Source organism: Neoaquamicrobium sediminum (assembly GCF_040970315.1).
Taxonomy (GTDB): domain Bacteria; phylum Pseudomonadota; class Alphaproteobacteria; order Rhizobiales; family Rhizobiaceae; genus Aerobium; species Aerobium sediminum.
This window is the reverse complement of the sequence record NZ_JAZHFV010000006.1, coordinates 479,791-502,764: the sequence shown is the minus strand read 5'-3', so window position 1 is coordinate 502,764 and position 22,974 is coordinate 479,791. Positions and strand designations below refer to the sequence as shown.

At 63.6% G+C, this 22,974-nt stretch carries 24 protein-coding genes and 1 pseudogene; 7 read left to right on the top strand and 18 right to left on the bottom strand.

What is annotated here, in order from left to right; genetic code table 11:
• Nucleotides 1–3: 3 nt before the first annotated feature.
• Nucleotides 4–1,173, bottom strand: a complete 1,170-nt coding sequence (pobA, locus tag V1479_RS19135; protein WP_368804349.1) for a 4-hydroxybenzoate 3-monooxygenase — start codon at nt 1,171–1,173, stop codon at nt 4–6.
• 123 nt (nt 1,174–1,296) lie between these two features.
• Here pobA and V1479_RS19130 point away from each other — a divergent pair, with 123 nt between their 5' ends.
• Both V1479_RS19130 and V1479_RS19125 read left to right on the top strand, forming a co-directional pair.
• Entirely contained in the window at nt 1,297–2,187 is an 891-nt protein-coding gene (locus V1479_RS19130; RefSeq protein ID WP_368804348.1) for a helix-turn-helix domain-containing protein, read from the top strand.
• A gap of 104 nt (nt 2,188–2,291) precedes the next feature.
• A complete protein-coding gene (locus V1479_RS19125; protein ID WP_368804347.1) occupies nt 2,292–2,945 on the top strand; it encodes a glutathione S-transferase family protein in 654 nt (217 codons plus the stop codon).
• A 36-nt stretch (nt 2,946–2,981) separates the two neighbouring features.
• Here the strand turns inward: V1479_RS19125 and V1479_RS19120 are convergent, their stop codons facing one another.
• The 9 genes and pseudogenes from V1479_RS19120 to aptA form a co-directional block, all read right to left on the bottom strand.
• Nucleotides 2,982–4,004: an LLM class flavin-dependent oxidoreductase gene (locus V1479_RS19120; RefSeq protein ID WP_368804346.1), complete on the bottom strand. Its 1,023-nt coding sequence runs from the start codon at nt 4,002–4,004 to the stop codon at nt 2,982–2,984.
• Between the two features lie 249 nt (nt 4,005–4,253).
• Nucleotides 4,254–5,219 carry an ABC transporter substrate-binding protein gene (locus V1479_RS19115; RefSeq protein ID WP_368804345.1) on the bottom strand — a complete coding sequence of 322 codons (966 nt, stop codon included), beginning with the start codon at nt 5,217–5,219 and terminating at the stop codon, nt 4,254–4,256.
• A gap of 22 nt (nt 5,220–5,241) precedes the next feature.
• Nucleotides 5,242–5,958: pseudogene (locus tag V1479_RS19110) on the bottom strand (ABC transporter permease); the annotation flags it as partial.
• A gap of 263 nt (nt 5,959–6,221) precedes the next feature.
• Complete coding sequence (locus tag V1479_RS19105; protein ID WP_368804343.1) at nt 6,222–7,100, bottom strand: ABC transporter permease; 879 nt, start codon at nt 7,098–7,100, stop codon at nt 6,222–6,224.
• Nucleotides 7,101–7,278: 178 nt separating this feature from the next.
• The gene (locus V1479_RS19100) at nt 7,279–8,103 is read right to left on the bottom strand and encodes an ABC transporter ATP-binding protein (protein ID WP_368804342.1); all 825 of its coding nucleotides are present in this window, start codon (nt 8,101–8,103) and stop codon (nt 7,279–7,281) included.
• Between the two features lie 14 nt (nt 8,104–8,117).
• Nucleotides 8,118–9,569: a dihydropyrimidinase gene (hydA, locus tag V1479_RS19095; RefSeq protein ID WP_368804341.1), complete on the bottom strand. Its 1,452-nt coding sequence runs from the start codon at nt 9,567–9,569 to the stop codon at nt 8,118–8,120.
• Nucleotides 9,570–9,588: 19 nt separating this feature from the next.
• A complete protein-coding gene (locus tag V1479_RS19090; protein ID WP_368804583.1) occupies nt 9,589–9,912 on the bottom strand; it encodes a hypothetical protein in 324 nt (107 codons plus the stop codon).
• Nucleotides 9,912–11,162, bottom strand: a complete 1,251-nt coding sequence (locus V1479_RS19085) for a Zn-dependent hydrolase (RefSeq protein ID WP_368804340.1) — start codon at nt 11,160–11,162, stop codon at nt 9,912–9,914. Before V1479_RS19085 ends, V1479_RS19090 begins: the two co-directional genes overlap by 1 nt.
• A 78-nt stretch (nt 11,163–11,240) precedes the next feature.
• Nucleotides 11,241–12,569: an omega-aminotransferase AptA gene (gene aptA, locus V1479_RS19080; protein WP_368804582.1), complete on the bottom strand. Its 1,329-nt coding sequence runs from the start codon at nt 12,567–12,569 to the stop codon at nt 11,241–11,243.
• A gap of 240 nt (nt 12,570–12,809) precedes the next feature.
• On the opposite strand from aptA, the gene V1479_RS19075 reads away from it, so the two are divergent.
• From V1479_RS19075 to V1479_RS19065, 3 genes are all read left to right on the top strand, one after another.
• Complete coding sequence (locus tag V1479_RS19075) at nt 12,810–13,442, top strand: TetR family transcriptional regulator C-terminal domain-containing protein (RefSeq protein WP_368804339.1); 633 nt, start codon at nt 12,810–12,812, stop codon at nt 13,440–13,442.
• An 84-nt stretch (nt 13,443–13,526) separates the two neighbouring features.
• The gene (locus tag V1479_RS19070) at nt 13,527–13,739 is read left to right on the top strand and encodes an AbrB/MazE/SpoVT family DNA-binding domain-containing protein (RefSeq protein WP_368804338.1); all 213 of its coding nucleotides are present in this window, start codon (nt 13,527–13,529) and stop codon (nt 13,737–13,739) included.
• Nucleotides 13,739–14,116, top strand: coding sequence for a type II toxin-antitoxin system VapC family toxin (locus V1479_RS19065; RefSeq protein WP_368804337.1), 378 nt, complete (start codon nt 13,739–13,741; stop codon nt 14,114–14,116). The genes V1479_RS19070 and V1479_RS19065 overlap by 1 nt, the downstream gene beginning before the upstream one ends.
• Nucleotides 14,117–14,134: 18 nt before the next feature.
• Here V1479_RS19065 and V1479_RS19060 read toward each other — a convergent pair whose 3' ends face one another.
• The 5 genes from V1479_RS19060 to V1479_RS19040 all read right to left on the bottom strand — a co-directional run bounded on the left by V1479_RS19060 (nt 14,135) and on the right by V1479_RS19040 (nt 17,061).
• Nucleotides 14,135–14,377 carry a hypothetical protein gene (locus V1479_RS19060; RefSeq protein WP_368804336.1) on the bottom strand — a complete coding sequence of 81 codons (243 nt, stop codon included), beginning with the start codon at nt 14,375–14,377 and terminating at the stop codon, nt 14,135–14,137.
• 87 nt (nt 14,378–14,464) lie between these two features.
• On the bottom strand, nt 14,465–15,412 hold the full coding sequence (locus V1479_RS19055; RefSeq protein WP_368804335.1) for a DMT family transporter: 948 nt from the start codon (nt 15,410–15,412) through the stop codon (nt 14,465–14,467).
• Nucleotides 15,413–15,536: 124 nt separating this feature from the next.
• Nucleotides 15,537–15,995, bottom strand: a complete 459-nt coding sequence (locus V1479_RS19050) for a carboxymuconolactone decarboxylase family protein (RefSeq protein WP_173192298.1) — start codon at nt 15,993–15,995, stop codon at nt 15,537–15,539.
• Nucleotides 15,992–16,525 carry an RrF2 family transcriptional regulator gene (locus tag V1479_RS19045; protein WP_368804334.1) on the bottom strand — a complete coding sequence of 178 codons (534 nt, stop codon included), beginning with the start codon at nt 16,523–16,525 and terminating at the stop codon, nt 15,992–15,994. Before V1479_RS19045 ends, V1479_RS19050 begins: the two co-directional genes overlap by 4 nt.
• Nucleotides 16,526–16,620: 95 nt before the next feature.
• Nucleotides 16,621–17,061 carry a MarR family winged helix-turn-helix transcriptional regulator gene (locus tag V1479_RS19040; protein ID WP_368804333.1) on the bottom strand — a complete coding sequence of 147 codons (441 nt, stop codon included), beginning with the start codon at nt 17,059–17,061 and terminating at the stop codon, nt 16,621–16,623.
• A 106-nt stretch (nt 17,062–17,167) separates the two neighbouring features.
• Here V1479_RS19040 and V1479_RS19035 point away from each other — a divergent pair, with 106 nt between their 5' ends.
• A complete protein-coding gene (locus V1479_RS19035; protein WP_368804332.1) occupies nt 17,168–17,836 on the top strand; it encodes a glutathione S-transferase family protein in 669 nt (222 codons plus the stop codon).
• A 33-nt stretch (nt 17,837–17,869) separates the two neighbouring features.
• Here V1479_RS19035 and V1479_RS19030 read toward each other — a convergent pair whose 3' ends face one another.
• Nucleotides 17,870–19,180, bottom strand: a complete 1,311-nt coding sequence (locus V1479_RS19030) for an aspartate aminotransferase family protein (RefSeq protein ID WP_368804331.1) — start codon at nt 19,178–19,180, stop codon at nt 17,870–17,872.
• A gap of 101 nt (nt 19,181–19,281) precedes the next feature.
• Here V1479_RS19030 and V1479_RS19025 point away from each other — a divergent pair, with 101 nt between their 5' ends.
• Complete coding sequence (locus V1479_RS19025) at nt 19,282–20,178, top strand: LysR family transcriptional regulator (RefSeq protein WP_368804330.1); 897 nt, start codon at nt 19,282–19,284, stop codon at nt 20,176–20,178.
• Between the two features lie 12 nt (nt 20,179–20,190).
• On the opposite strand, the gene preA is transcribed toward V1479_RS19025, so the two are convergent.
• Both preA and V1479_RS19015 read right to left on the bottom strand, forming a co-directional pair.
• Nucleotides 20,191–21,504: an NAD-dependent dihydropyrimidine dehydrogenase subunit PreA gene (gene preA / locus V1479_RS19020; RefSeq protein WP_368804329.1), complete on the bottom strand. Its 1,314-nt coding sequence runs from the start codon at nt 21,502–21,504 to the stop codon at nt 20,191–20,193.
• A gap of 2 nt (nt 21,505–21,506) precedes the next feature.
• Complete coding sequence (locus V1479_RS19015; protein ID WP_368804328.1) at nt 21,507–22,874, bottom strand: NAD(P)-dependent oxidoreductase; 1,368 nt, start codon at nt 22,872–22,874, stop codon at nt 21,507–21,509.
• Between the last annotated feature and the right edge of the window lie 100 nt (nt 22,875–22,974).

The following is a 22,974-nucleotide window of genomic DNA, read 5'->3' as shown; positions in this document are numbered from 1 at the left end:
TCCTCAATAAGGCAGGCCGACATAGTTCTCGGCAAGCGACGTGGACGCGGCGCGCGAACCTGTCAGATATTCCAGTTCGGCCTCCTGTATGCGCTGCCCGAACGCCCCCATATCCGGAAAGCGGTGGAGCGTGTTTGTCATCCACCAGGAAAAGCGCTCCGCTTTCCATACCCGCGCCAGCGCCCGGGCCGAATATCCATCGATCCCGGCGGCGGACTGCTCTGCATAATACTCCTGCAATGCGTCGAACAGGTAGCGCACGTCGCTTGCGGCGAGGTTGAGCCCCTTGGCGCCCGTCGGCGGCACGATATGCCCGGCATCGCCGACCAGGAACAGGCGCCCGAACCGCAGCGGCTCAGCCACGAAGGAGCGCAGCGGCGCGATGGATTTCTCGATCGACGGGCCGGTCGTCATCGCTTCGGCCGTCTCCGCCGGCAGCCGCGAACGGATTTCGTCCCAGAAGCGGTCGTCGGACCAGGCCTCGACCCTGTCGTCCAGCGCACACTGGACGTAATAGCGGCTGCGCGTAGCCGAGCGCATAGAGCACAGCGCGAAGCCACGCGGGTGGTTGGAATAGATCAACTCGTGGCTGACGGGCGGCACATCGGCAACGATGCCTAGCCAACCGAATGGATAGACGCGCTCGAACGTCTCCAGCCCCTTGCCTTCAACCGCCTTGCGCGAAGGGCCGTGATAGCCGTCGCAGCCCGCGATGAAATCGCAGTCGAGCCGGTGCTCGACGCCGTCCTTGCTGTACGTGACATAGGGCCGTTCGCCATCGAAATCGTGCGGATGCACGTCGGCCACCTCGTAGATGCTGATGCCGCCAGCCGCCGCGCGCCTGTCCATCAGGTCGCGCGTTACCTCGGTCTGGCCATAGACGATGACGTGCTTGCCGGTCAGACCGTGCAGGTCGATCCTGTGGTGCTTTCCGGAAAATGTGAGATCGAACCCGTCATGCGGCAGACCTTCGCGACGCATCCGCTCACCCGCGCCTGCCTCGTCGAGCAGGCCGGCCATGCCTTCTTCCAGCACGCCGGCCCGGATACGGCCGAGAACGTAGTCCTGACTCACCCGCTCCAGAATGACGTTGTCGATACCTGCATTGGTGAGAAGCTGCCCGAGCAACAGCCCGGCCGGGCCGGAGCCGATGATGACAACCTGCGTGCGCATGCTGGCGTTCCTCCCCGGCTGGCTCCGCTTGCAGCCTGTATACTGCCCGACTGCCGGACCTCCCAACAATGGACAATTCGGGCAATCGATTGCACTATCAGAACATCACTGCCGGAGCGAGATATGGCCAACGCGGTCCCCTCATATCGCCTTTATCGTGAGAAATCAGGAGAATCCGGAGACTTCTGGATTCACAGCGAAACGATCCCTGAGCGTACGCACCTGCACAATTGGGAGATTTCCCGGCATCGGCACGACTCCTTCTTCCAGATATTCCTGCTGACGGCCGGCAGCGGCGAGATCGTGGGTGCAAACGACCTGCGGCATTTCGAGGCTCCCTGCGTTTTGTTCATCCCCGCGGGGGCGGTGCACGGTTTCCGCTTTTCCCGCGAGATCGACGGGCTGGTCCTGACCGCGCTCGGCGACCGGCTCGCCTCCCTTGCCGCGGCGGACCGGCGGATCGCGGCGTTCGCGGCGACGACCCAGGTGGTTTCGCTGCGACCTAAGGACGAGAACGCCGGCCTGCTGATCGAAAGCGTGCGCCGGCTTCACGCCGAGCTTCACGGACGCGCAGCCGGACGACTCCTGCTTCTCGAGCCGCTCATGACGGCAGCGATCGTCGCGCTGGTTCGCGCCGGTACGCTATCGACTGCACAGGGTGACGCTTCCGCTACCGAAGACCGGATCGAGACGCTGACAACGCTGATCGCCGCGCACTGCCGCGAGCACCGGCCTGTGACGTTCTATGCGCAATCGATCGGCGTCTCGGCAGCCCATCTCAACCGGCTTGCGCGCGCCGCCACCGGGCTTTCGGTGCAGGAACTGGCCGCTCGCCAGTTGATGGAAGCGGCCCGGCGCGACCTGATCTTCACGCCGACCCCGGTGCAGGCGATTGCCTATTCGCTCGGCTTTGCCGACCCCGCCTATTTCAATCGCTTCTTTCGACGTCACGCAGGCCAGACTCCGGGAACGTTTCGCGAGGTTGAGAGACGAAAGCTCCTCGTCGCGGCGTGATCGCCGGCGACCTGGAATGTGGACGGAAAAATCGCCGACGATGTCGGATGACGAACCTCGTCTGCGTCCTTCGGTCTCAAGATGCAAAGAGCTGGAGATTAACGATGAAGCCCATCATCACTGCATTCGAGCGGTCGCCGGATCGCGGCAAGGGTCTGGCGCGCGACATGCGCGTTCGCTGGGCGCTGGAAGAGGTCAGCCAGCCCTATGACGTCCGCCTCGTGTCGTTCGAGGAGATGAAGCAACCCGCGCATCTCGCGCTTCATCCCTTCGGGCAGATTCCGACCTACGAGCAAGGCGACCTTGCCCTGTTCGAGTCGGGAGCGATCGTATTCCATATAGCGGAGCACAACGCGGGCCTGCTGCCGAGAGATCCCGACGCCCGGGCGCGCGCGGTTACCTGGATGTTCGCCGCGCTCAATACGGTGGAGCCGCCAATCTTCGACCGCAGTCTGGTAAATATCCTCGAGCGCGACGAACCTTGGTACGAGCAGCGCCTGCGCTCTCTGGACAGCAGCATCCGCAAGCGTTTGGATGGGCTTTCCGCACGCCTTGGCGATGCCGACTGGCTAGACGGTGCGTTCAGCGCCGGCGACCTGCTGATGGTGACGGTGTTGCTGAGGCTGAAGGCATCGTCGGATATGCTGGACGACTATTCCAACCTTGCCGCCTATGTCGTGCGCGGCGAAGCCAGGCCTGCCTACAAACGCGCTTTCGCAGACCAGCTTGCCGTCTTCACCGCCGCGTCGGCCGGCTGACCTCGATCCGGCCGGCGACGCGACGGATCGCTTGCATTAGCGCCAGCCGAGGCCCGGCGCGACATGCTTGACGATCGCTTCGATCACATGCGCGTTGTAGTCCACACCGAGCTGGTTTGGCACCGTCAGCAACAGCGTGTCAGCCTCGGCGATCGCCTCGTCCTCGCGCAACTGCTCGATCAGCACGTCCGGCTCGGCTGCATAAGTGCGCCCGAAAACGGCGCGCTTCTCCGGCTCGATATAGCCGAAATGATCGGTGCTCTCGCCGCCACGGCCGAAATAGGCCCGGTCCATGTCGTTCACCAGCGCGAAGATCGAGCGGCTGACGGAAACGCGCGGCGTGCGCTCGTGTCCCGCAGCCTTCCATGCCTCGCGATAGGCGCGGATCTGCTTGGCCTGCTGCACATGAAGCGGCTCGCCGGTCTCGTCGAACTTGAGCGTCGAGCTTTGCAGGTTCATGCCGAGCTTGGCCGCCCACACCGCCGTGGCGTCGGTCGCCGCCCCCCACCAGATGCGGTCGCGCAAGCCTTCCGAGTGCGGCTCGAGCCGCAAGAGGCCGGGCGGATTCGGAAACATCGGCGACGGGTTCGGCTGGGCGAAACCCTTGCCCTTCAAAAGCTCGAAGAACATCTCCGCATTGGCGCGCGCCATGTCCGCATCGGTCTCGCCCTCGCGCGGGGCGTAGCCGAAATAGCGCCAGCCATCGATCACCTGCTCGGGCGAGCCGCGGCTGATGCCGAGCTGAAGCCGTCCGCCGGCGATCAGGTCGGCCGCGCCCGCATCCTCCGCCATGTAGAGCGGATTCTCGTAGCGCATGTCGATGACGGCGGTGCCGATCTCGATCCGGCTGGTCTTTGCGCCGACGGCGGCCAGAAGCGGGAACGGCGAGCCGAGCTGGCGCGCAAAATGGTGCACGCGGAAATAGGCGCCGTCCGCGCCCAGTTCCTCCGCGGCCACCGCGAGGTCAATCGATTGGAGCAACGCATCCGAAGCGCTCCGCGTGCCGGATTGCGGCGACGGCGACCAGTGGCCGAACGAGAGAAAACCGATGTTTTTCATGAGAGCGTCCCGAAAGCTGGAAGGATTGGGTTGCCGCACAGGTAGGTCCTTTGCGACGGGCGCTCAAGCCGCCCGGCGGGGCGTGTGATGCACACAATGTCTTCGCAGCGGCGACAATGGCGGAAGGGCTGGCCTCCACCGGAGCGAGCCTCGACGGACGCACAATCGGAAGAACAACGGCCCGTGCACCCGCCACAACGAAAAAGGGGCGGTCGCCCGCCCCTTCCCATGTTTCATATTCCGCCCCGATCACATCGCGTCGGTTATTTCCGTCGTGTAGGCGCCTTCCGGCTCCTTCTCGATGATCTTCTGGTCGAGCAGCGCCTTGGCTGTGCGCTCGTAGGCTTCCGGGATCAGCTTCGCATCCGGCGTGTCGATCAGCTTGGCGACCTCGCTCATCATCCGCACCTGGTGGTTCTCGTCCTGGCCGCCATTGTCCATGACGATGCCGCCAGCCTCTTCCGGATTGGCGATCGCATATTCCCAGCCCTTCATCGAGGCGCGTACGAAGCGGACCATCTTGTCCTTGAACGCCTCGTCGGCGAGCTTGTCCTCAAGCACGTAGAGCCCGTCCTCGAGCAGGTCGTTACCCATCTCGGTATAATTGAAGACGGTCAGGTCCTCGGGCTTGTAGCCGGCGTCGATGAGCTGCCAGTACTCGTTGTAGGTCATCACCGAGATGCAGTCGGCCTGCTTCTGGATCAGCGGCTGCACATCGAAGGACTGCTTGAGTACGGTGACGCCACCTTCGCCGCCTTCGGTCGAATAGCCGAGCTTGTTCATCCAGGCATAGAACGGATATTCGTTGCCGAAGAACCAGACGCCGAGCGTATGGCCGGGGAAGTCGGCTTCCGTCTTGATCGGGCCGTCGGCCGGGCAGACGAGCTGCATGCCCGCCTTCTTGTAGGGCTGGGCGATGTTGACCAGCGGCACGCCCTTCTCGCGGGCTGAAAGTGCAGCCGCCATCCACGTGACGATCACGTCGGCGCCACCGCCGGCGATAACCTGCTCGGGCGCGATGTCCGGCCCACCCGGCTTGATGGTGACGTCGAGGTCTTCTTCTTCGTAGAAGCCCTTGTCCAGCGCCACGAAATAGCCGGCGAACTGGGCCTGCGCGACCCACTTGAGCTGCAGCGTAACCGCGTCTGCGGCCCAGGCCTGCGCAGCGGCCAGCGACATCGCGCCGGCCATCAACGATACGAGATATTTCTTCATCTTTTTTACCCTCTGGATTGGCCTACCCACCACGGATAGACGGATGCCAAAACGTGACGGCTCTTTCTGCGAGAGCGATCACGCCATAAAAGACGGAACCCGCGAGCGCCGCAACCGCGATTTCCGCCCAGACCATGTCGACATTCATGCGGCCCACCTCGGTCGAAATGCGGAACCCCATGCCCACGACAGGCGTGCCGAAGAACTCGGCAACGATGGCGCCGATCAGCGCCAGCGTCGAATTGATCTTGAGAGCGTTGAAGATGAACGGCATGGCCGCGGGCAGCCGCAGCTTGAACAGCGTCTGCCAGTAGCTCGACGCGTAGGTGCGCATCAGGTCGCGCTCCATGTGGCCGGCAGCCGTGAGCCCTGCAACCGTGTTGACCAGCATCGGGAAGAAGGTCATCACCACGACGACGGCGGCCTTCGACTGCCAGTCGAAGCCGAACCACATCACCATGATCGGTGCGATGCCGATGATCGGCAGCGCCGAGACCATGTTGCCGATGGGCAGCAGGCCACGCCGCAGGAACAGGAAGCGATCCGCGAGGATGGCAACGATGAAACCCGCAGCACAGCCCATCGCATAGCCCGCGAAAACCGCCTTGAAGATCGTCTGGTTGACGTCGGCCGCCAGCACCGGCAGCGAATTGGCGATGCGCACGCCAATGGCCGATGGCGGCGGCAGGAGCACGAAGGGGACGTTGAAGGCGCGCACCAGCACTTCCCAGAGGAAGAGCAGCACCACGCCGAACGACAGCGCCACGAAGCCGTTGCGCAGCAGGCTGAGCGTGCGGTCCTGCAACGACAGCGCCGAAAGCCTGGAGTTGACCCACCATGCGAGAAGCCAGACCGCGATGGCCGCACCCAAAATGGCCGGGCGATAGTCGACTGCGTATTTGGGGACGCCGAGGGCGTTGAGAACAAAGGCGGCCAGCGCCAGTGCGGCCGCAAGACCCGCCAATGCGGGCCAAAGCGACGGATTACGGGCGGCAGCGCTACTCATGCCGGACGCCCTCCCATCGCGCGCTCGGTGAGCCGGCCGGCAAGCCCGACCAGGCTGACGAGAATGACGGCAACCACGGAGCCGGCAAGAAGCGCGGAGAACATGTCGATCGTCTGGCTGTAATAGGAGCCGTTGAGCAGCTTGGCGCCGATGCCCGCGACCGCGCCGGTGGGCAGTTCGCCAACAATGGCGCCGACGAGGCTGGCCGCAACCGCGACCTTCATCGAGGCGAAAAGATAAGGCACTGAGGCCGGAACCCTGAGCTTCCAGAAAACCTGCGCGCTGCTGGCGTTATAGGTGCGCATCAGGTCGAGATGCAGCATGTCGGGCGAGCGCAGGCCCTTCACCATGCCCACGGCCACGGGGAAGAACGACAGATAGGTCGAGATCAGCGCCTTGGGGATCAGCCCCGTGACGCCGATCGCGGCGAGCACCACGATGATCATCGGCGCCAAGGCCAGGATGGGGATCGTCTGCGAAGCGATGATCCAGGGCATCAACGAACGGTCGAGCGTCGCCACATGCACGATGCCGACGGCGATCGCGATGCCCAGCGCCGTGCCGAGCGCGAAACCCGCCAGCGTCGACGATAGCGTCACCCATGCATGGTAGACGAGGCTGCGCGCCGACGTGACCTTGCGCAGGAACGTGTTCTCGAAAAAGTTGACCGCTACCTGGTGCGGCGCCGGCAGTGTCGGCTTCGGCTGGGTCATCGTCTTGGCGACGAATTCCGAAAATGTCGGCGTCTCGCCTGCCCGCCGGTCCAGATCCCGCTGGAACGGCGCGTTCATGAGATACGCCCCGACATACCAGATCGCCACGATACCAAGCAGGATCGCGGTGACGGGGATGATCTTGTCGCGCAGGCGGTCCATTCAGATGCCCCCCGGCACAAGCGCCCTTCCTCGTCCCCATGGAATGAGGGAGAGGTGGCTTGCGAAGCATGCCGTAGAGGGGGAGCAACGGAAAACGGATCCCCCCTCTCCGCCTCGCGTTGCTCGGCACCTCTCCCCCACTTCGCGGGGGAGAGGAACCAGGGCGGCAATGCAGCGCCTAATCCTCATAGGAATGCCCTGCCCTCAGACCGTCGCGCACGCGGGCGGCGATTGCCAGGAAATCAGGCGTCTCGCGGATGTCGAGCGGGCGCTCTTTCGGCAGCGTCGAGTCGATCACGTCGGTGACGCGGCCGGGACGCGGCGACATGACGACGATCTTGGTCGAGAGATAGACCGCCTCGGGGATCGAATGGGTGACGAAGCAGATCGTCTTGTTCGTGCGGTCCCACAGTTGCAGGAGCTGTTCGTTGAGATGGTCGCGCACGATCTCGTCCAGCGCGCCGAACGGCTCATCCATCAAGAGCAGGTCGGCATCGAAGGCCAGCGCGCGGGCGATCGAGGCGCGCTGCTGCATGCCGCCGGAAAGCTGCCACGGAAACTTCTTCTCGAAGCCGGTGAGATTGACGAGATCGAGCGTGCGCGCGATGCGCTGCGCGACCTCGGCCTTTGAGTAGCCCATGATCTCCAGAGGCAACGCCACGTTGCGCTCGATGGTGCGCCAGGGAAAAAGGCCGGCAGCCTGGAAGACATAGCCGTAGGCGCGCTGCCGCCGCGCCTCCTCCGGGCTCATGCCGTTGACCGTGATGCGACCCGCCGTTGGCTGCTCGAGATCGGCAATCACGCGCAGGAACGTGGTCTTGCCGCAGCCCGACGGCCCGATAAAGGACACAAACTCGCCCTTGCCGATGGCGAGGTCGACATTCGACAGGGCATGGACCGGCCCGTCGCCGGTTTCGAAAGTTAGCCCCAGGCCGGTCGCCTCGATGACGGGGGCAGTTACAGTTACGGTGGCTGGCTGTGTCGGGCTGGCGAGTGCGTTCATCGGCGATTGCGCTCTCACACCCCGGTCGCGGGAATGCCCGTCCGCTCGATCTTGCGGGGCGCAACGACTTCCTTCCACGTCGACAGCGCCTTGTTGACAGCCATGTGGGGCTCGCGGGCAACGAACTGGCCGTGGCCGGGCTTGGCCTCGACCTTGCCGTCGTTCACGGCAAGCTCACCGCGCGTGAAGACGAAGCGCGGCAGGCCCTTCACCTGGATGCCCTCGAACACGTTGTAGTCGATCACCGACTGCTGCGCCTTGGACGAGATCGTCTTGATCTTCTCCGGGTCCCACACGATGATGTCGGCGTCCGCCCCTTCAAGGATCGCACCCTTCCGCGGGTACATGTTGAGGATCTTCGCGATATTGGTCGAAGTCACCGCAACGAACTCGTTGGGCGTAAGCCGGCCGGTGTTGACACCCTTGGTCCACAGCACGGGCAGCCGGTCCTCCAAACCGCCCGTGCCGTTGGGGATCTTGGTGAAGTCGCCGACGCCGAAGCGCTTCTGGTCGCTGGTAAACGCGCAATGGTCGGTCGCCACCACCTGCAGCGAACCGGCAGAAAGCCCCGCCCACAGCGAATCCTGATGCTGCTTGTTGCGGAAAGGCGGGCTCATCACGCGGCGCGCGGCATGGTCCCAGTCCTTGTCGAAATACTCCGTCTCGTCGAGCACGAGATGCTGGATCAGCGGCTCGCCGAAGACGCGCATGCCTTTCTGGCGCGCGCGGCGGATGGCCTCGTGGCTCTGCTCGCACGAGGTGTGCACGACATAGAGCGGCACGCCGGCCATATCGGCGATCATGATGGCGCGGTTGGTGGCCTCGCCCTCCACTTCCGGCGGGCGCGAATAGGCGTGGCCTTCAGGCCCGTTATTGCCCTCGGCCAGCAGCTTCTGCGAAAGCTGGGCCACCACGTCGCCGTTCTCGGCGTGGACGAGCGGCAGCGCGCCGAGCTCGGCACAGCGCTGGAACGACGAGAACATCTCGTCGTCGTCGACCATCAGCGCGCCCTTGTAGGCCATGAAATGCTTGAACGACGTGATGCCGCGCTTCACCACCTCCGGCATCTCGTTGAACACCTGCTCGCCCCACCAGGTGATCGCCATGTGGAAGGAGTAGTCACACGAAGCGCGCGTCGACTTGTTGTCCCACATCTGGATCGCTTCGAGCAGCGACTGGCCGGGCGACGGCAGGCAGAAATCCACCACCATCGTGGTGCCGCCCGAAAGCGCCGCGCGCGTACCGCTCTCGAAGTCGTCGGCGGAGTAAGTGCCCATGAAGGGCATTTCGAGATGAGTGTGCGGATCGATGCCGCCCGGCATCACGTAGCAGCCGGTGGCGTCGAATTCATGGTCGCCATGCAGGTCGTTGCCGATAGCGACGATCTTGCCGTCCTTCACCAGCACATCGGCCTTCCAGGTCCGGTCGGCGGTGACGATGGTTCCGTTTCTGATGACTTTTGTCATTCTGTCGTTCCCCATGTTATCAGTTTCGTGGGCGAGGGACGTATTGGTTGGCGGCTAGACGTTTTTTAGCCTTTTCAATCTCCTCGTGCAGAAAAAGCGGCTTCCAACGGATGTCCTCAACAACCAACGCTTCAACCGTAAGGTCGAGCCGTCCAGCCATGAGCAGGGCAGTGTATCCATCCGACTGTCGCGGGGCATTGATAAGGGCTTTTGCAGTATACAGACCACCCCGATCATTCAGCATGCCGAGAAACGCGTTCGCATTGTATTTGGCTTCAGACTTGGCGCGTCGATAGATATCGAACATTGCGCCCTCGAACTTGGATTCCAAAGCCTTGTCCATCACTCCACGATCTCCGCCGTCTCCACCACCGCATGGAACAGCACGTCGGCGCCGGCCGCTGCCCATTCCTTGCTGATTTCCTCGGCCTCGTTGTGCGAAAGCCCATCCACGCAGGGGCACATGACCATCGCCGTCGGCGCCACGCGGTTGATCCAGCAGGCGTCGTGGCCGGCCCCTGAGACGATGTCGCGATGGGAATAGCCGAGACGTTCGGCGGCATCACGAATGGCCTTCACGCAGCCTTCGTCGAAGGTGACGGGATCGAAGTGGCCGACGGCCTCGACCTCGAAGCCGATATCCAGCGCCTCGGCGATGGTGGCGATGCCGTCCTCGATGCGCGCGCGCATCTCATTCAGCACATTCTCGTGCGGCGTGCGGATGTCGATGGTGAAGACCACCTTGCCGGGTATCACGTTGCGCGAATTGGGATAGACCTCGACGTGGCCGATCGCGCCGACGGCGTCCGGTTGATAGTCCATCGCCACCTCGTGCACCAGCTCGGTGACCCGCGCCATCCCGAGACCGGCGTTGCGCCTCTTGGGCATCGGTGTCGAGCCGGTGTGCGCGTCCTTGCCGGTCAGCGTCACCTGCAGCCACCACAGCCCCTGCCCGTGGGTGACGACGCCGATGTCGATATCTTCATCCTCGAGGATCGGCCCCTGTTCGATATGCAGCTCGAAGAACGCCTTCATCGGACGACCGCCGACGTCTTCGTCACCCTTCCAGCCGATGCGCTCCAGCTCGTCACCGAAGCGCAAGCCCTTGGCGTCCTTGCGGTCGTATGCCCATTCAAGGTCGTGCTCGCCGGCAAAGACGCCTGACGCCAGCATGGCCGGCGCGAAGCGCGTGCCCTCCTCGTTGGTCCAGTTGGTGACGACGATCGGGTGCTTCGTCTTGATGCCGAGATCGTTGAGGGTGCGGATCACTTCCAGCCCGCCGAGGACGCCGAGCACGCCGTCATACTTTCCACCGGTGGGCTGGGTGTCGAGATGCGAGCCGACATAGACCGGCGGCAGGTCCGGATCCGTTCCCTCGCGGCGGGCGAACATGGTGCCCATCCTGTCGACGCCGGTGACGAGCCCAGCCGCGTCGCACCACTTCTTGAAAAGATGGCGGCCCTCGCCGTCCTCGTCGGTCAGCGTCTGCCTGTTATTGCCGCCGGCAACCCCCGGCCCGATCTTCGCCATCTCCATCAGCGAATCCCACAGGCGGTCGGGGTTGATGCGCAGATTCTCGCCGGGTGCGGCCATCGGCAGTATTCCTCTCATTCGTCTTCATGTCACCGAGAGCCGGCGGTTCCCGTCGCCGGCCCTCGGATCTGGTCGCGGTCAGTCGACCATGGTCAGGACTTCGCGCACATGATCGATCAGCTCGTCGATCTGGCCCTTGGTGATGATAAGCGGCGGCGAAAGCGCAATGATGTCGCCGGTCGTGCGGATCAGTGCGCCGCGCTCGAAGGCCTTAACGAAGGCCTGGAAGGCGCGCTTGGTGGGCTGCCCGGCAATCGGCTGCAGCTCGATCGCGCCGACGAGACCGATATTGCGGATGTCGATCACATGCGGCGCATCCTTCAGCGAATGCAGGGCCTCCTCCCAGTAGGGAGCGAGCTCCGCGCCGCGCGTCAGCAGCCCCTCTTCCTTGTAGGTGTCGAGTGTCGCGATGGCCGCGGCCGAAGCGATCGGGTTTCCGGAATAGGTGTAGCCATGGAAAAACTCGATGAGATGCTCCGGCCCGTTCATGAACGCGTCGTGGATCTCCTTCTTCACAAACACCGCGCCCATCGGGATTACGCCGTTGGAAACACCCTTCGCCGTAGTGATGATGTCGGGGATGACGCCGAAATAGTCGGCCGCGAACGGTGTTCCGAGGCGCCCGAAGCCCGTGATGACCTCATCGAAGATCAAGAGGATGCCGTGCTTGGTGCAGATGTCGCGCAGGCGCTGGAGATAGCCCTTCGGCGGGATGAGAACGCCGGTGGAGCCGGCGACCGGCTCGACTATAACGGCCGCGATGGTCGAGGCGTCGTGCAGCGTGACGATCCGCTCCAGCTCGTCGGCAAGGTCTGCGCCATGCTCCGGCTCGCCCTTGGAAAAGGCGTTCTTGCCCGGCAGGTGGGTATGCGGCAGGTGGTCGACGCCCGTCAGCAGCGTGCCGAACATCTTGCGGTTCGTGACGATACCGCCGACAGAAATGCCGCCGAAGTTCACGCCGTGATAGCCCCGCTCGCGGCCGATCAGGCGCGTTCGGCTACCCTCGCCCTTCACCCGCTGGTAGGCCAGCGCGATCTTGAGCGCGGTATCGACGGATTCGGAGCCGGAATTGGTGAAGAAGACATGATCCATGCCCTCGGGCGCGACGTCCACCAGCCGGTTGGCCAGTTCGAAGACGATCGGGTGCCCCATCTGGAAGGCTGGCGCATAGTCGAGCTCGGCCGCCTGGCGCTGGATCGCCTCGGTGATCTTCGGCCGGCAGTGGCCGGCGTTCACGCACCACAGACCGGCAGTGCCGTCGAGGATTTTGCGCCCGTCGGAAGCCGTGTAGTGCATGTCCTTCGCCGACACCAGCATGCGCGGCGACTGCTTGAATTGGCGATTTGCCGTAAACGGCATCCAGAATGCGCTGAGGTCGTTCGGCGCGACGTTGAGCCTGTTGGACATAACCAAGCCTTTCTTTCCTTTGAGCCCCTCGTTGTTCGGCCAACGCTTGGTTCTTCGGGCGCAGATATGCTACGCAAATTTTGACCGATTGGACAAACGTTAGCACCGCCACATAGGCGGTCAAGGGATTACTAGCGCAAAGGCTGGCGCTTCCGCGCGCTCCACAGCTTCGGCGCAAGCTGGTCCAGACGATTGGTCCAGAATCTGGCGCAGTGCGCGCCGCGAGGGGATCGAAGGGCCATGGAGGCGGTGAAGCCGAAACGCAGGACGCGCATCCAGACCGAGAAGCGCGAGATCATCCTTGAGGCGGCGCTGGAGGTATTTGCCCAGCACGGCTTCCGCGGCGCCACCATCGACCAGATCGCCGAAGCCGCCGGCATGTCGAAGCCGAACCTCCTCTACTATTTCCGCTCCAAGGAAGACATCCATGTAACGCTAATGCAGCGCCTGCTCGAAACCTGGCTGGCGCCGCTGCGGGAACTCGATGACATCGGCGACCCGATCACCGAGCTGCGCAGCTACATTCGCCGCAAGCTGGAGATGGCACGCGACTACCCGCGCGAAAGCCGGCTGTTCGCCAATGAGATCCTGCAGGGCGCACCGCGCGTTATGCCGATGCTGGAAGGCGAATTGAAGGAGTTGGTAGACGAGAAGGCCCAGATCATCCGCGGCTGGATGCGCGACGGCCGGATCGTGCGCACCGACCCCTGGCATCTGATATTCGCAATCTGGGCGACCACGCAGCATTATGCTGATTTCGACGTCCAGGTACGCGCCGTGCTCGGACCGGATCGCGGCGCCGAAGGCCGCTTCGAGGATGCCGCGCGCTTCCTCGAACAGCTCTTCATCGAGGGACTGAAGCCGAAAGGTTGAGGGCGCGACCACGCCTTCCCGACGGAGCGGAAATGCGCTATATTCTTACCTATCCCTGATCGATGGCGATGAGGTAAGACGCAGATGAACGCAACGACGAAGCTTTCCGAGAAATTTCAGATCTCCATTCCCAAGGAGGTTCGCGAAAGGCAAGGCTGGAAGGCCGGCCAGGAATTCGCCTTCATTCCGCAGGGCAAAGGGGTGATGCTTGTTCCGGTGCCAACGCTTGATGAACTTCGCGGCATCGCCAAGGGCGCGAACAGCGACGGTTACAGAGACCGTAACGATCGCTATTGATGCGTGTGATCGACAGTTCGATATGGGTCGAATGGCTGGACGACGGCGCGCTGGCAGCTCGTCTGGAGCCAGAATTATCCGAGCTCGACACGCTCATTGTGCCGACGATGGTCCAGTTGGAAGTCACCAAATGGCTGCTTCGAGAAATCGGAGTAGATGCCGCAAACAGCTTTCTCGCGCTGACAAGGCAGTGCCGGGTTGCTCCGCTTGATACGGCAACCGCCGCTGCGGCGGCGGTCCTGTCCGGTCATCACAAACTGGCAACCGCAGATGCCATCGTCTACGCTACAGCGCGGCAGGCGGAGGCCGATCTGCTTACCTGCGACGCCCATTTCGAAGGGCTGGAAAAGGTCGTCTATCTGCCGAAGGGTGGTTGACCCCCAACCTGGCAGGATTCAGGTCAGGTCGTATTGGCCCCGTGGCTCCACCTCGACCTGGCGCAGTTCGAGAATGGCCGCCTGCGTCCCCGGCGCGATAGACGCGCCGGGCAAGGTGCTGACCGAAGGCCTGCGCCGCCTGCGCGGCATAGCTGGCTGGATTTCCTCGGGCGCGACGTCGACCTCATCCGCCGAAAGATCGGCAGCCAGCCTGCGCAGCGCCTTTACATCCGTCGAGCCGCTTGCCTTGATGACGATCATCTCTCGCCGTCGTTCCCGTTTGCCGAACCTTGCGTGAAGCTTGCCGATTCCGGTTAACGGACGGTTTACGACCCAGGCTGGCGCGCTCTAGCTGTCGCGCGACGCGGCCATGACGACAAGGCCCAGCACGGTCACCAGCGCGCCGAGCGCGACGCCGGGGCTGACCCAGCCATGGCCAAGCAAGCCCTCGAACAGGATGATGTAGCAGGGCGAAAGATAGGTATAGGCAAGAACCTTGGCGGCCGGCAGCCGCATCGCCGCATACTGGACGAGGAAGGTGGTGCCCGCCGTCGTGAAGATGGCGAGGTAGACAATCGCCACCCAGACGATCGCCGGCAGCGATTGCCAGTCGGTCTGCACGATTTCGCTGACCCCGTAGAGCGCGATACACAGGCCCGTGGCGACCAGCGTCCACAAGGTGAAAGCCGCCAGCGGCTCGCGACCGTCGTTGAGTTTGCGGACCAGCGGCGCATAGGCCGCGTGGCAGACGACGCCGATGAAGAAGATCATCTCGCCACGGCCGAGGTCGAAAGCCAGAAGCGCATCGAGGTTGCCGCCGAAAATCACCCAGATCGAGCCGAGCCCGGCAAACACCAGGCTGGCGATGACGATGCCGCGCGGCACCTGTCCGAGAAAGAGATAGCCGAAGACCGCCGACATCAGCGGCATCAGCGTGAAGACCGCTCCCGTCGAAACCGGATCGGTCAACCGCAGCGCCATGAACATGGTGATGAAGAACACCGCCATCAGCGCGCCGAGCACCAGATAGCGCCACGGCGCCCGCGGTGCCGGGATGCGGCCGCGTGTCAGCATGGCCACGGCCGCCGCCATCACCACCACGCCAAACGCGAACCGCATCGCGTTGATTGCGGCCGGCCCGATATGCGACGCGGCCATCCCACCAAGCGAATAGGAGCCGGATACCAACGCGGTAAACAGCAGCATGGCGAGATGCCCCAGCAGTTTCTGCCTGCCGGTGGCGTGCGTCGTCGCGCGCGGTTTCGCGTCGAAGGCTGTATCTGCGGATTGGCTCAAATTGGTGTCCCGGGCGGTATACAGGGGGACTAGCCGAGAGCGCTGACAGACGAAAGCAAAATCGAGAGGGCCAGAAGCAGGGGCAAGCGTCGGCCCGCCGTTGCTTCTGGCGCCTCAAGCACGCTCAGGCGGCCTTGGCCGTTTCCACCGCATGCACGGCGCGGAAGCCGGTGCAGAGGCGGTTCCACACATTGATCATGCCGATGGCCACGCTGAGCTTGACCATTTCCTCTTCGCTGAAATGCGCCCGGACTGCATCATAGCTTTCGTCCTCGACATGGTGACCGGCAAGCGCCGTCAGCGTCTCGGTCCATTCCAGCGCCGCACGCTCGCGATCCGAGTAAAGCGGCGATTCGCGCCATGCCGAGACCAGATAGACGCGCTGCTCGGTCTCACCGTCGCGCCGCGCCTCGCGCGTGTGCATGTCGACGCAATAGGAACAGCCGTTGATCTGCGAGGCCCGCAGCTTGATGAGATGCAGCAGCGAATGCTCCAGCCCGCAATTGTTGGCCGCTTCGTTGAGCGCCATCACCTGCTTCATGATGTCTGGCGCGACGTTGAAAAACTGCAGTCTTGGCTTCATGCCTTTTCTCCTTTGGCTTGGGTATTTTTGGAACGCCCCTGCGGGCGTTTGTTCTGCTCGGCGAAAGCGCAGGCGGCCGCAACGGCACGCGGGTCGGCCTCGGCGCTGAAATCGGCCGCGATGTCGGCAATCGATGTCTCGGCAAGCGCAGCGCGGTAGGCGCGCTCGGCCTTCAGCATTGCCGCGTTGATCTGGCAGGGTTTCGCATAGACCTCCGCGGGCAGTCTCACGGGTCCGCGTTGACGTATCTCCGTACAACGGAAAGCCGGTTGCCGCCCCTCGATAGCAAGCACGACGTCGAGCAGCGTGATCTTCTCCGCCGCCCGCGCAAGCCGGTAACCGCCCTGCGGGCCGGAGACTGATTCAAGCAGCCCGTCGGCGACCAGAACCTTGAGGTGCTTCAGCAAATAGCTTGCCGAGATCTCGTAGGCATCCGCGAAGGCCGCGGCAGGCATCGTTTCGCCCGGCCCGAGCGAGGCCAGGATCGTGACGCTATGGATCGCCGCCTCGACACCTTCAGAAAGTTTCACAGTCTGCCCTCAATTCCGGACCCTCAATATCCTGGATATTTTATATCCACAATAGGATTGTGAGTGTTCTCCTGACAAGGCCTGTCAGCGACAGTTCAATCGTTGTCGGCAATCCTTGCGAGAAGGCGCGCCAGCGAGACAGCCTCGTCGCGGCTCAGCCGGGCGCCGACGGCAGCCTCGATCGCCGGGGCGTAGACGCTCCAGATCTTCGCCCGGATAGCCAGCCCCTCGCCGGTGATGGCGAGCACATGCCCGCGACGGTCATCGGCACAAGGCCGCCGCTCGACCACACCGGCCTTCACGAGGCGGTCGACCAGCCTTGACAGGTTGTACTGCTCGAACAGGAGCGCATGTTCCAGTTCGAACGGGCGCAGACCGCCCTCGCCCACCTTTTCGAGTTCCCAAAGCGCATCGTACCATGCGAGCGGCGGCAGACCTTCCTCCTTGAGCCGCGTCTCCACCTTCTGCATCGCGACGCGATGCGCCCGCGCGAGCGCAATCCACGCCGCGACTGTCGCCTTGTCGGGTCCATTCATAAGCATCACCGTAATGTGAATTAATGCAATTGCATGAACATTGACTTTCAGATCCCACTCGCCAATTTACATGCAAATGCATTAAATTCAACCGACGGAGTCGCCCATGTCTGCAAAACTCACCCTCGTTTCCTTCGACCTCTGCCCTTATGTTCAGCGCGCTGCGATTGTGCTTGCCGAAAAGGGCGTCTCGTTCGAACGCATCGACGTCGACCTCGCGAACAAGCCGGACTGGTTGAAGGCGATCTCACCGCTCGGCAAGGTTCCGTTGCTGAAGGTCGGCGACGATGTCCTGTTCGAAAGCGCGGCAATCGTCGAATATCTCGACGAGACGGAGCAGCCGCGGCTGCATCCCTCCGATGCGTTGACCCGCGCACGCCACCGCGCGTGGATGGAATTCGGCTCGGCAGCGCTCGGCGACATTTGGACCATGGAAACCACGACCGACCAGTCCACCTTCGATGACGCGGGCGCCCGGCTTCGCCAGAAGATGGAGCGGCTGGAAACCGAACTCGGCACAGGCCCCTATTTCGCGGGCGAAGCGTTCTCGATCGTCGACGCGGTCTTCGCGCCTGCATTTCGCTATTTCGACGTGTTCGACACGATTGCCGATTTCGGCGTCTTCACCGGTCTCGACAAGGTCGGTGCGTGGCGGCAGGCCCTCGCGCGCCGCCCGTCAGTGACGAACGCCGTGGTGGCCGACTACAACGACCGTCTGCGCCGCTTCCTTGCAACGAAGAACGGCGTCATCGTCAACCGGCCTGCCGCGGCCTGACAGCGGCCCGCCGCCATCAAGCCCGGCTTCGGCTCAGTTCGAGACGATCGAAGCCTCGATCGCCCCGGACATGATCTCGATGCCGCGGTCGATCTCTTCATCCGAGACCGTCAGCGGTGGCGCGATGCGGAACACGCCACCCATGCCGGGCAGCTTGACGATGTTCATGCTGAGCCCGCGCCGCATCGCCTCTTCCATGATCCTGGCGCCCAGCTCGAAACCGGGCGCCTTGGTCTGCCGGTCCTTGACGACCTCCAACCCGAGAAGCAGCCCACGCCCGCGCACGTCGCCGACGCACTCGTATTTCTGCTGCAGCGAAAGCAGGCCGGCGCGCAACCTTTGACCGCTGCGGGCCGCCCGCTCCACCAGCCCGTCACGCGCGACCACGTCGAGCACCGTTACGCCCACCGCTGCGGTAAGCGGGTCCGAGACGTGGGTGGTGTAGAACAGGAAGCCGCGTTCGAACGCCTTCTGCTCGATTTCCTCCGTCGTCATGACCGCGGCCAGCGGCAGCCCCGCGCCAAGGGTCTTCGAAAGCGTCAGGATGTCGGGCGTCACGCCGTCCCGCTGGAATGCGAACATGTGCCCGGTACGTCCGACGCCCGTCTGTGCCTCGTCGAGGATCAGCAACATTCCGCGCTCGTGGCACTTCTGCTTCAAGGCGGCGAGATAGCCCTGCGGCAGTTGCAGAATGCCCCCGCTCGACAGGATCGGTTCGGCAATGAAAGCCGCGAGATTGCCGGTCGATTGCCGGTCGATCAGCTCGAAGGCGTCGTCCAGTTCGGTCTGCCAGTCATTGGAACCGTCGGCGTGGGTGAAGCGCGGGCGATAGGCATTTGGGGCCGGAATGACCAGCGAGCCGGCCGTTGCAGGGCCGTAGCCGCGCCTGCCCGCGCTGTAAGTTGCGGAGGCCGCGGCACCTGTCATGCCGTGCCAGCTCTGCGCGAAGGCAACGACCTCGTGCCCGCCGGTGACCAGCTTGGCCATGCGGATCGCTGCCTCGTTGGATTCCGCTCCAGTGGTCAGCAGTTGAACGCGGTCGAGCCCCGGCGCCAGCGCGGCTAGCCGCGACGCGAGTTCGACCACCGGTCGGGACAGCATGCCACTGAAGAGATGCGCGACCGACTTCATTTGCCGGTCAACTGTCGCCACAATGTCGGGATGCGTATGGCCGAGTACGGCGCTCATCTGGCCCGAGGTGAAGTCGAGGATCGCGCGCCCGTCGGCATCGTAAACGAAGCTGCCCTCGGCCCGCTCGATGATGACACTTTCGAAGCTTGGTCCGTAGCGGATCAGATGCTTGCGCGCGGCAACCCAGAATGCGGGATCGTCGTTCAGGGACATGAAATCTCTCCGAATGGCTCGCCCAATCGCTAGCGCCGCTTGAGCTCCCGCGCAAATTGATATTACCGTATTCCGGTATCAATCGGACTGATGCCACACCTATGCTCGACCTCGCGCTCATAAGGAACTTCGCTGCGGTCGCGCGAACCGGTTCCATAAGCCTTGCCTCCAGCCAGGTCGGCCGAACGCAATCCGCGCTCAGCATGCAAATGCAACGTCTGGAAGACCAGATCGGCCAGTCGCTTCTACACCGCAGCGGGTCGGGCGTGCGCCTGACCGCCGCTGGCGAAAGGTTTCTGGCTCACGCCGAGTCCTTGCTTGCCAGGCACGACGAAATCCTTGCCGACATGGCCGGCGGCGCGCTCAAGGGTCCGGTCAGCTTTGGGTGCCCTGAAGACTATTCGATCGCCTTCATCCCCGAATTGCTCAGAGACTTCTTTGCGCTGCATCCCGAAGTCGAGTTGCGCATGGTCTGCGCCCCAACTACCGAACTACGTCCCCTGCTGCATCGCCGCCAGATAGACATGGCGCTCGTCTCTCTGTCCGACGCCGCTAACCGCGATGTCATACGCAAGGAACGATTTGTGTGGGTGGCGAACGAACCGAAGCCGGCCATACTCGATCTCGACACCATTCCGCTGGCTTTGTCGGCGCCCACGACGCTCGACTATCGAGCTGCCTGCGACGCGATGGAGGCGGTCAATCGCCGCTACAGGGTTGCATTCGCCAGCGACAGCTTGGCCGGGCTTATCGCAATCGCGCGTTCGGGGCATGCGATCAGCGTTCTGACACAGACGGCAGTGCCGGCCGATCTCCATATCCTCTCTAGTGGCTTGCCGCCTTTGCCGACGCTCGGGATCGCGCTCGAATTTGCCGAGCAGCGTCCATCCTCCGCAGCCACGGCCTTGGGCGACCATATTCGAACGGTGCTACCGAGCCTATCGGCCGACGCAGCGGCATCGTATCCCGTCGCCGCCGTGGCGCGGCGGCGACGTTGAAAGCGCCCTGCTCTACTCGGCGGCCTGGCGCGCCATCGGGTTGTTGGGATGCGTCGTCCAGTTGGCATAGACAGGCTCGACGACCTTGCCGGTGCGCTTGTCGAGACTGCCCGCCGCCAGCGGTTCCAGCGTAATGCAGCCTTCCACCGGGCAGACATTGACGCAGAGGTTGCACCCGACGCACTCCTCCTCGATCACCTCGAAATGGCGCGCGCCGTCGACCATGCTGGTGATCGCCTGGTGCGAGGTATCCTCGCAGGCGATGTGGCAGCGCCCGCATTTGATGCAGGCATCCTGGTCGATATGCGCCTTGGCCACGTAGTTGAGGTTGAGGTACTGCCAGTCGGTTACGTTCGGGGTTGCTCGGCCGATAATGTCGTCGAGCGAGCGATGGCCCTTCTCGTCCATCCAGGCCTCCAGCCCAGAGATCATCTCCTGCACGATCTTGAAGCCATAGGTCATCGCCGCCGTACAGACCTGAACGTTGCCCGCGCCGAGGGCCAGGAACTCGGCGGCATCGCGCCAGGTGGTGATGCCGCCGATGCCGGAGATCGGCAGGCCACGCGTTTCGGGGTCCCGGGCTATCTCGGCCACCATGTTCATGGCGATCGGCTTCACCGCCGGGCCGCAATAGCCGCCATGCGTGCCCTTGCCGTCGATCATTGGCTCCGGCGAGAAACTGTCGAGATTGACGCCGGTGATCGAATTGATGGTGTTGATCAGCGACACCGCATCGGTTCCGCCCGCCTTGGCCGCGCGCGCCGGCTTGCGGATGTCGGTGATGTTGGGCGTCAGCTTGGTGATGACGGGCATGCGCGTGTACTGCTTGCACCAGCGCACTACCATTTCGATATATTCCGGAACCTGGCCGACGGCGGCGCCCATGCCGCGTTCGCTCATGCCGTGCGGGCAGCCGAAATTCAGCTCGATGCCATCGGCTCCGGTCTCCTCGACCAGCGGCAGGATCGCCTTCCAGCTTTGCTCCTCGCACGGAACCATGATCGAGGCGACCAGCGCCCGGTCCGGCCATTCCATCTTCACCTGCTTCATCTCGCGCAGGTTTGTCTGCAGGTCACGGTCGGTGATGAGCTCGATATTGTTGAGGCCGAGCAGACGCCGGTCCGCACCCCAGATCGCGCCGTAGCGCGGCCCGTTGACGTTGACGACCGGCGGGCCTTCCTCGCCCAGCGTCTTCCACACGACGCCGCCCCACCCCGCCTTGAAAGCGCGGACGACATTGTAGGCCTTGTCCGTCGGCGGCGCCGAGGCGAGCCAGAACGGGTTCGGCGATTTGATTCCGACGAAGTTCGAACGAATGTCTGCCATGCTCATACCCTCCAGTTAGAGGTGAGTGCCCGGTGGATGCTTTCAGCCGCGTCGCGCCCGGCGGCGACCGCAGCGACGGTCAGGTCCTCGCGCGCGTCGACGACGCAGTCGCCGCCCGCCCAGACCTTGGCCATGGAGGTACGCCCTTCGGCATCGACCTTGATGCGCCCGCCTTCCATGGCGATCGAATTGCCGGAGCCGTTGAGTGGCGACGCGTCGAACGACTGGCCGATCGCCTTGAACACCTGGTCGGCGTCGATCAGCATCGTCTCGCCCGTGCCGACCAGCTTGCCATCGCGCAGGGTCGTGTATTCGAGCTCGATACCGGCAACACGACCGCCCGCGTCGATGACGCTTTTGGGCTGCAGCCAGTGGCGGATGGTTACGCCCTTGGAGGCTGCCAGATCCTGCTCGAACTCCGAGGCGTTCATATGTTCCTTGCCGCGGCGGTAGCAGATCGTCACCTCCTCGGCCCCCAGCAACTTGGACTGGATCGCCGCGTCGATCGCCGTCATGCCGCCGCCGATGACAACGACGCGCCGACCGACCGGAAGCTGTGCAAGGTCGCCTGCCTGGCGCAGCTCGGCGATGAAATCGACCGCGTCCTGTACACCCTCGGCACCCTCGCCCTCGGCCCGCAGGGCGTTGACGCCGGCTAGCCCCATGCCGAGGAATACGGCGTCGTAGGAGGATGCGAGTTCCGCCAGGGACATATCGCGGCCAAGCGCCTTGTCGTGCTGGACATGGATACCGCCGACGGCGGTGATGTAATCGACTTCAGCCTGCGCAAAACCATCGACAGACTTGTAGGCCGCGATGCCGTATTCGTTGAGGCCGCCGGCCTTCGGTTTGGCTTCGTAGACCGTGACCTCGTGCCCGTTGACGGCCAGCCTATGCGCGCAGGCGAGCCCCGCCGGCCCGGCGCCAACGACGGCGATCCTTTTGCCGGTCGGCGCGGCGCGCTCGTAGAACTGCTTGTGCTGCGCCATCGCGGTATCCGTCGCATAGCGCTGCAGGCGACCGATCTGCACCGGCTTGCCCTCGGCCACCTCGCGCACGCAGACCTCCTCGCACAGCGTCTCCGTCGGGCAGACGCGGGCACACATGCCGCCGAGAATGTTCTGGTCGAAGATGGTCTTGGCCGCGCCAACAGGATTACCCGTCGAGATCTGCCGGATGAACATCGGAATATCGATCGACGTCGGACAGGCCTGCATGCATGGGGCATCGTAGCAGAAGTAGCAGCGATCCGCCTCGACTAGCGCCTCGTGCCGATCGAAAGGCGGATGAAGATCGGAAAAGTTGTCCGCATATTCCGGCGGCGCGAGCCGGCCGGCGGCGATGCCCTGCTTGAACTGGCCTTCAGCCATCGTCGATGTTCCCCATTATTGGTTTTGGGGAAATGCTAGCACGAATAATTTTTTTATCAATCGGTCAAATTTTTGGCGACGAAGCTAAGTCGCGGTAATT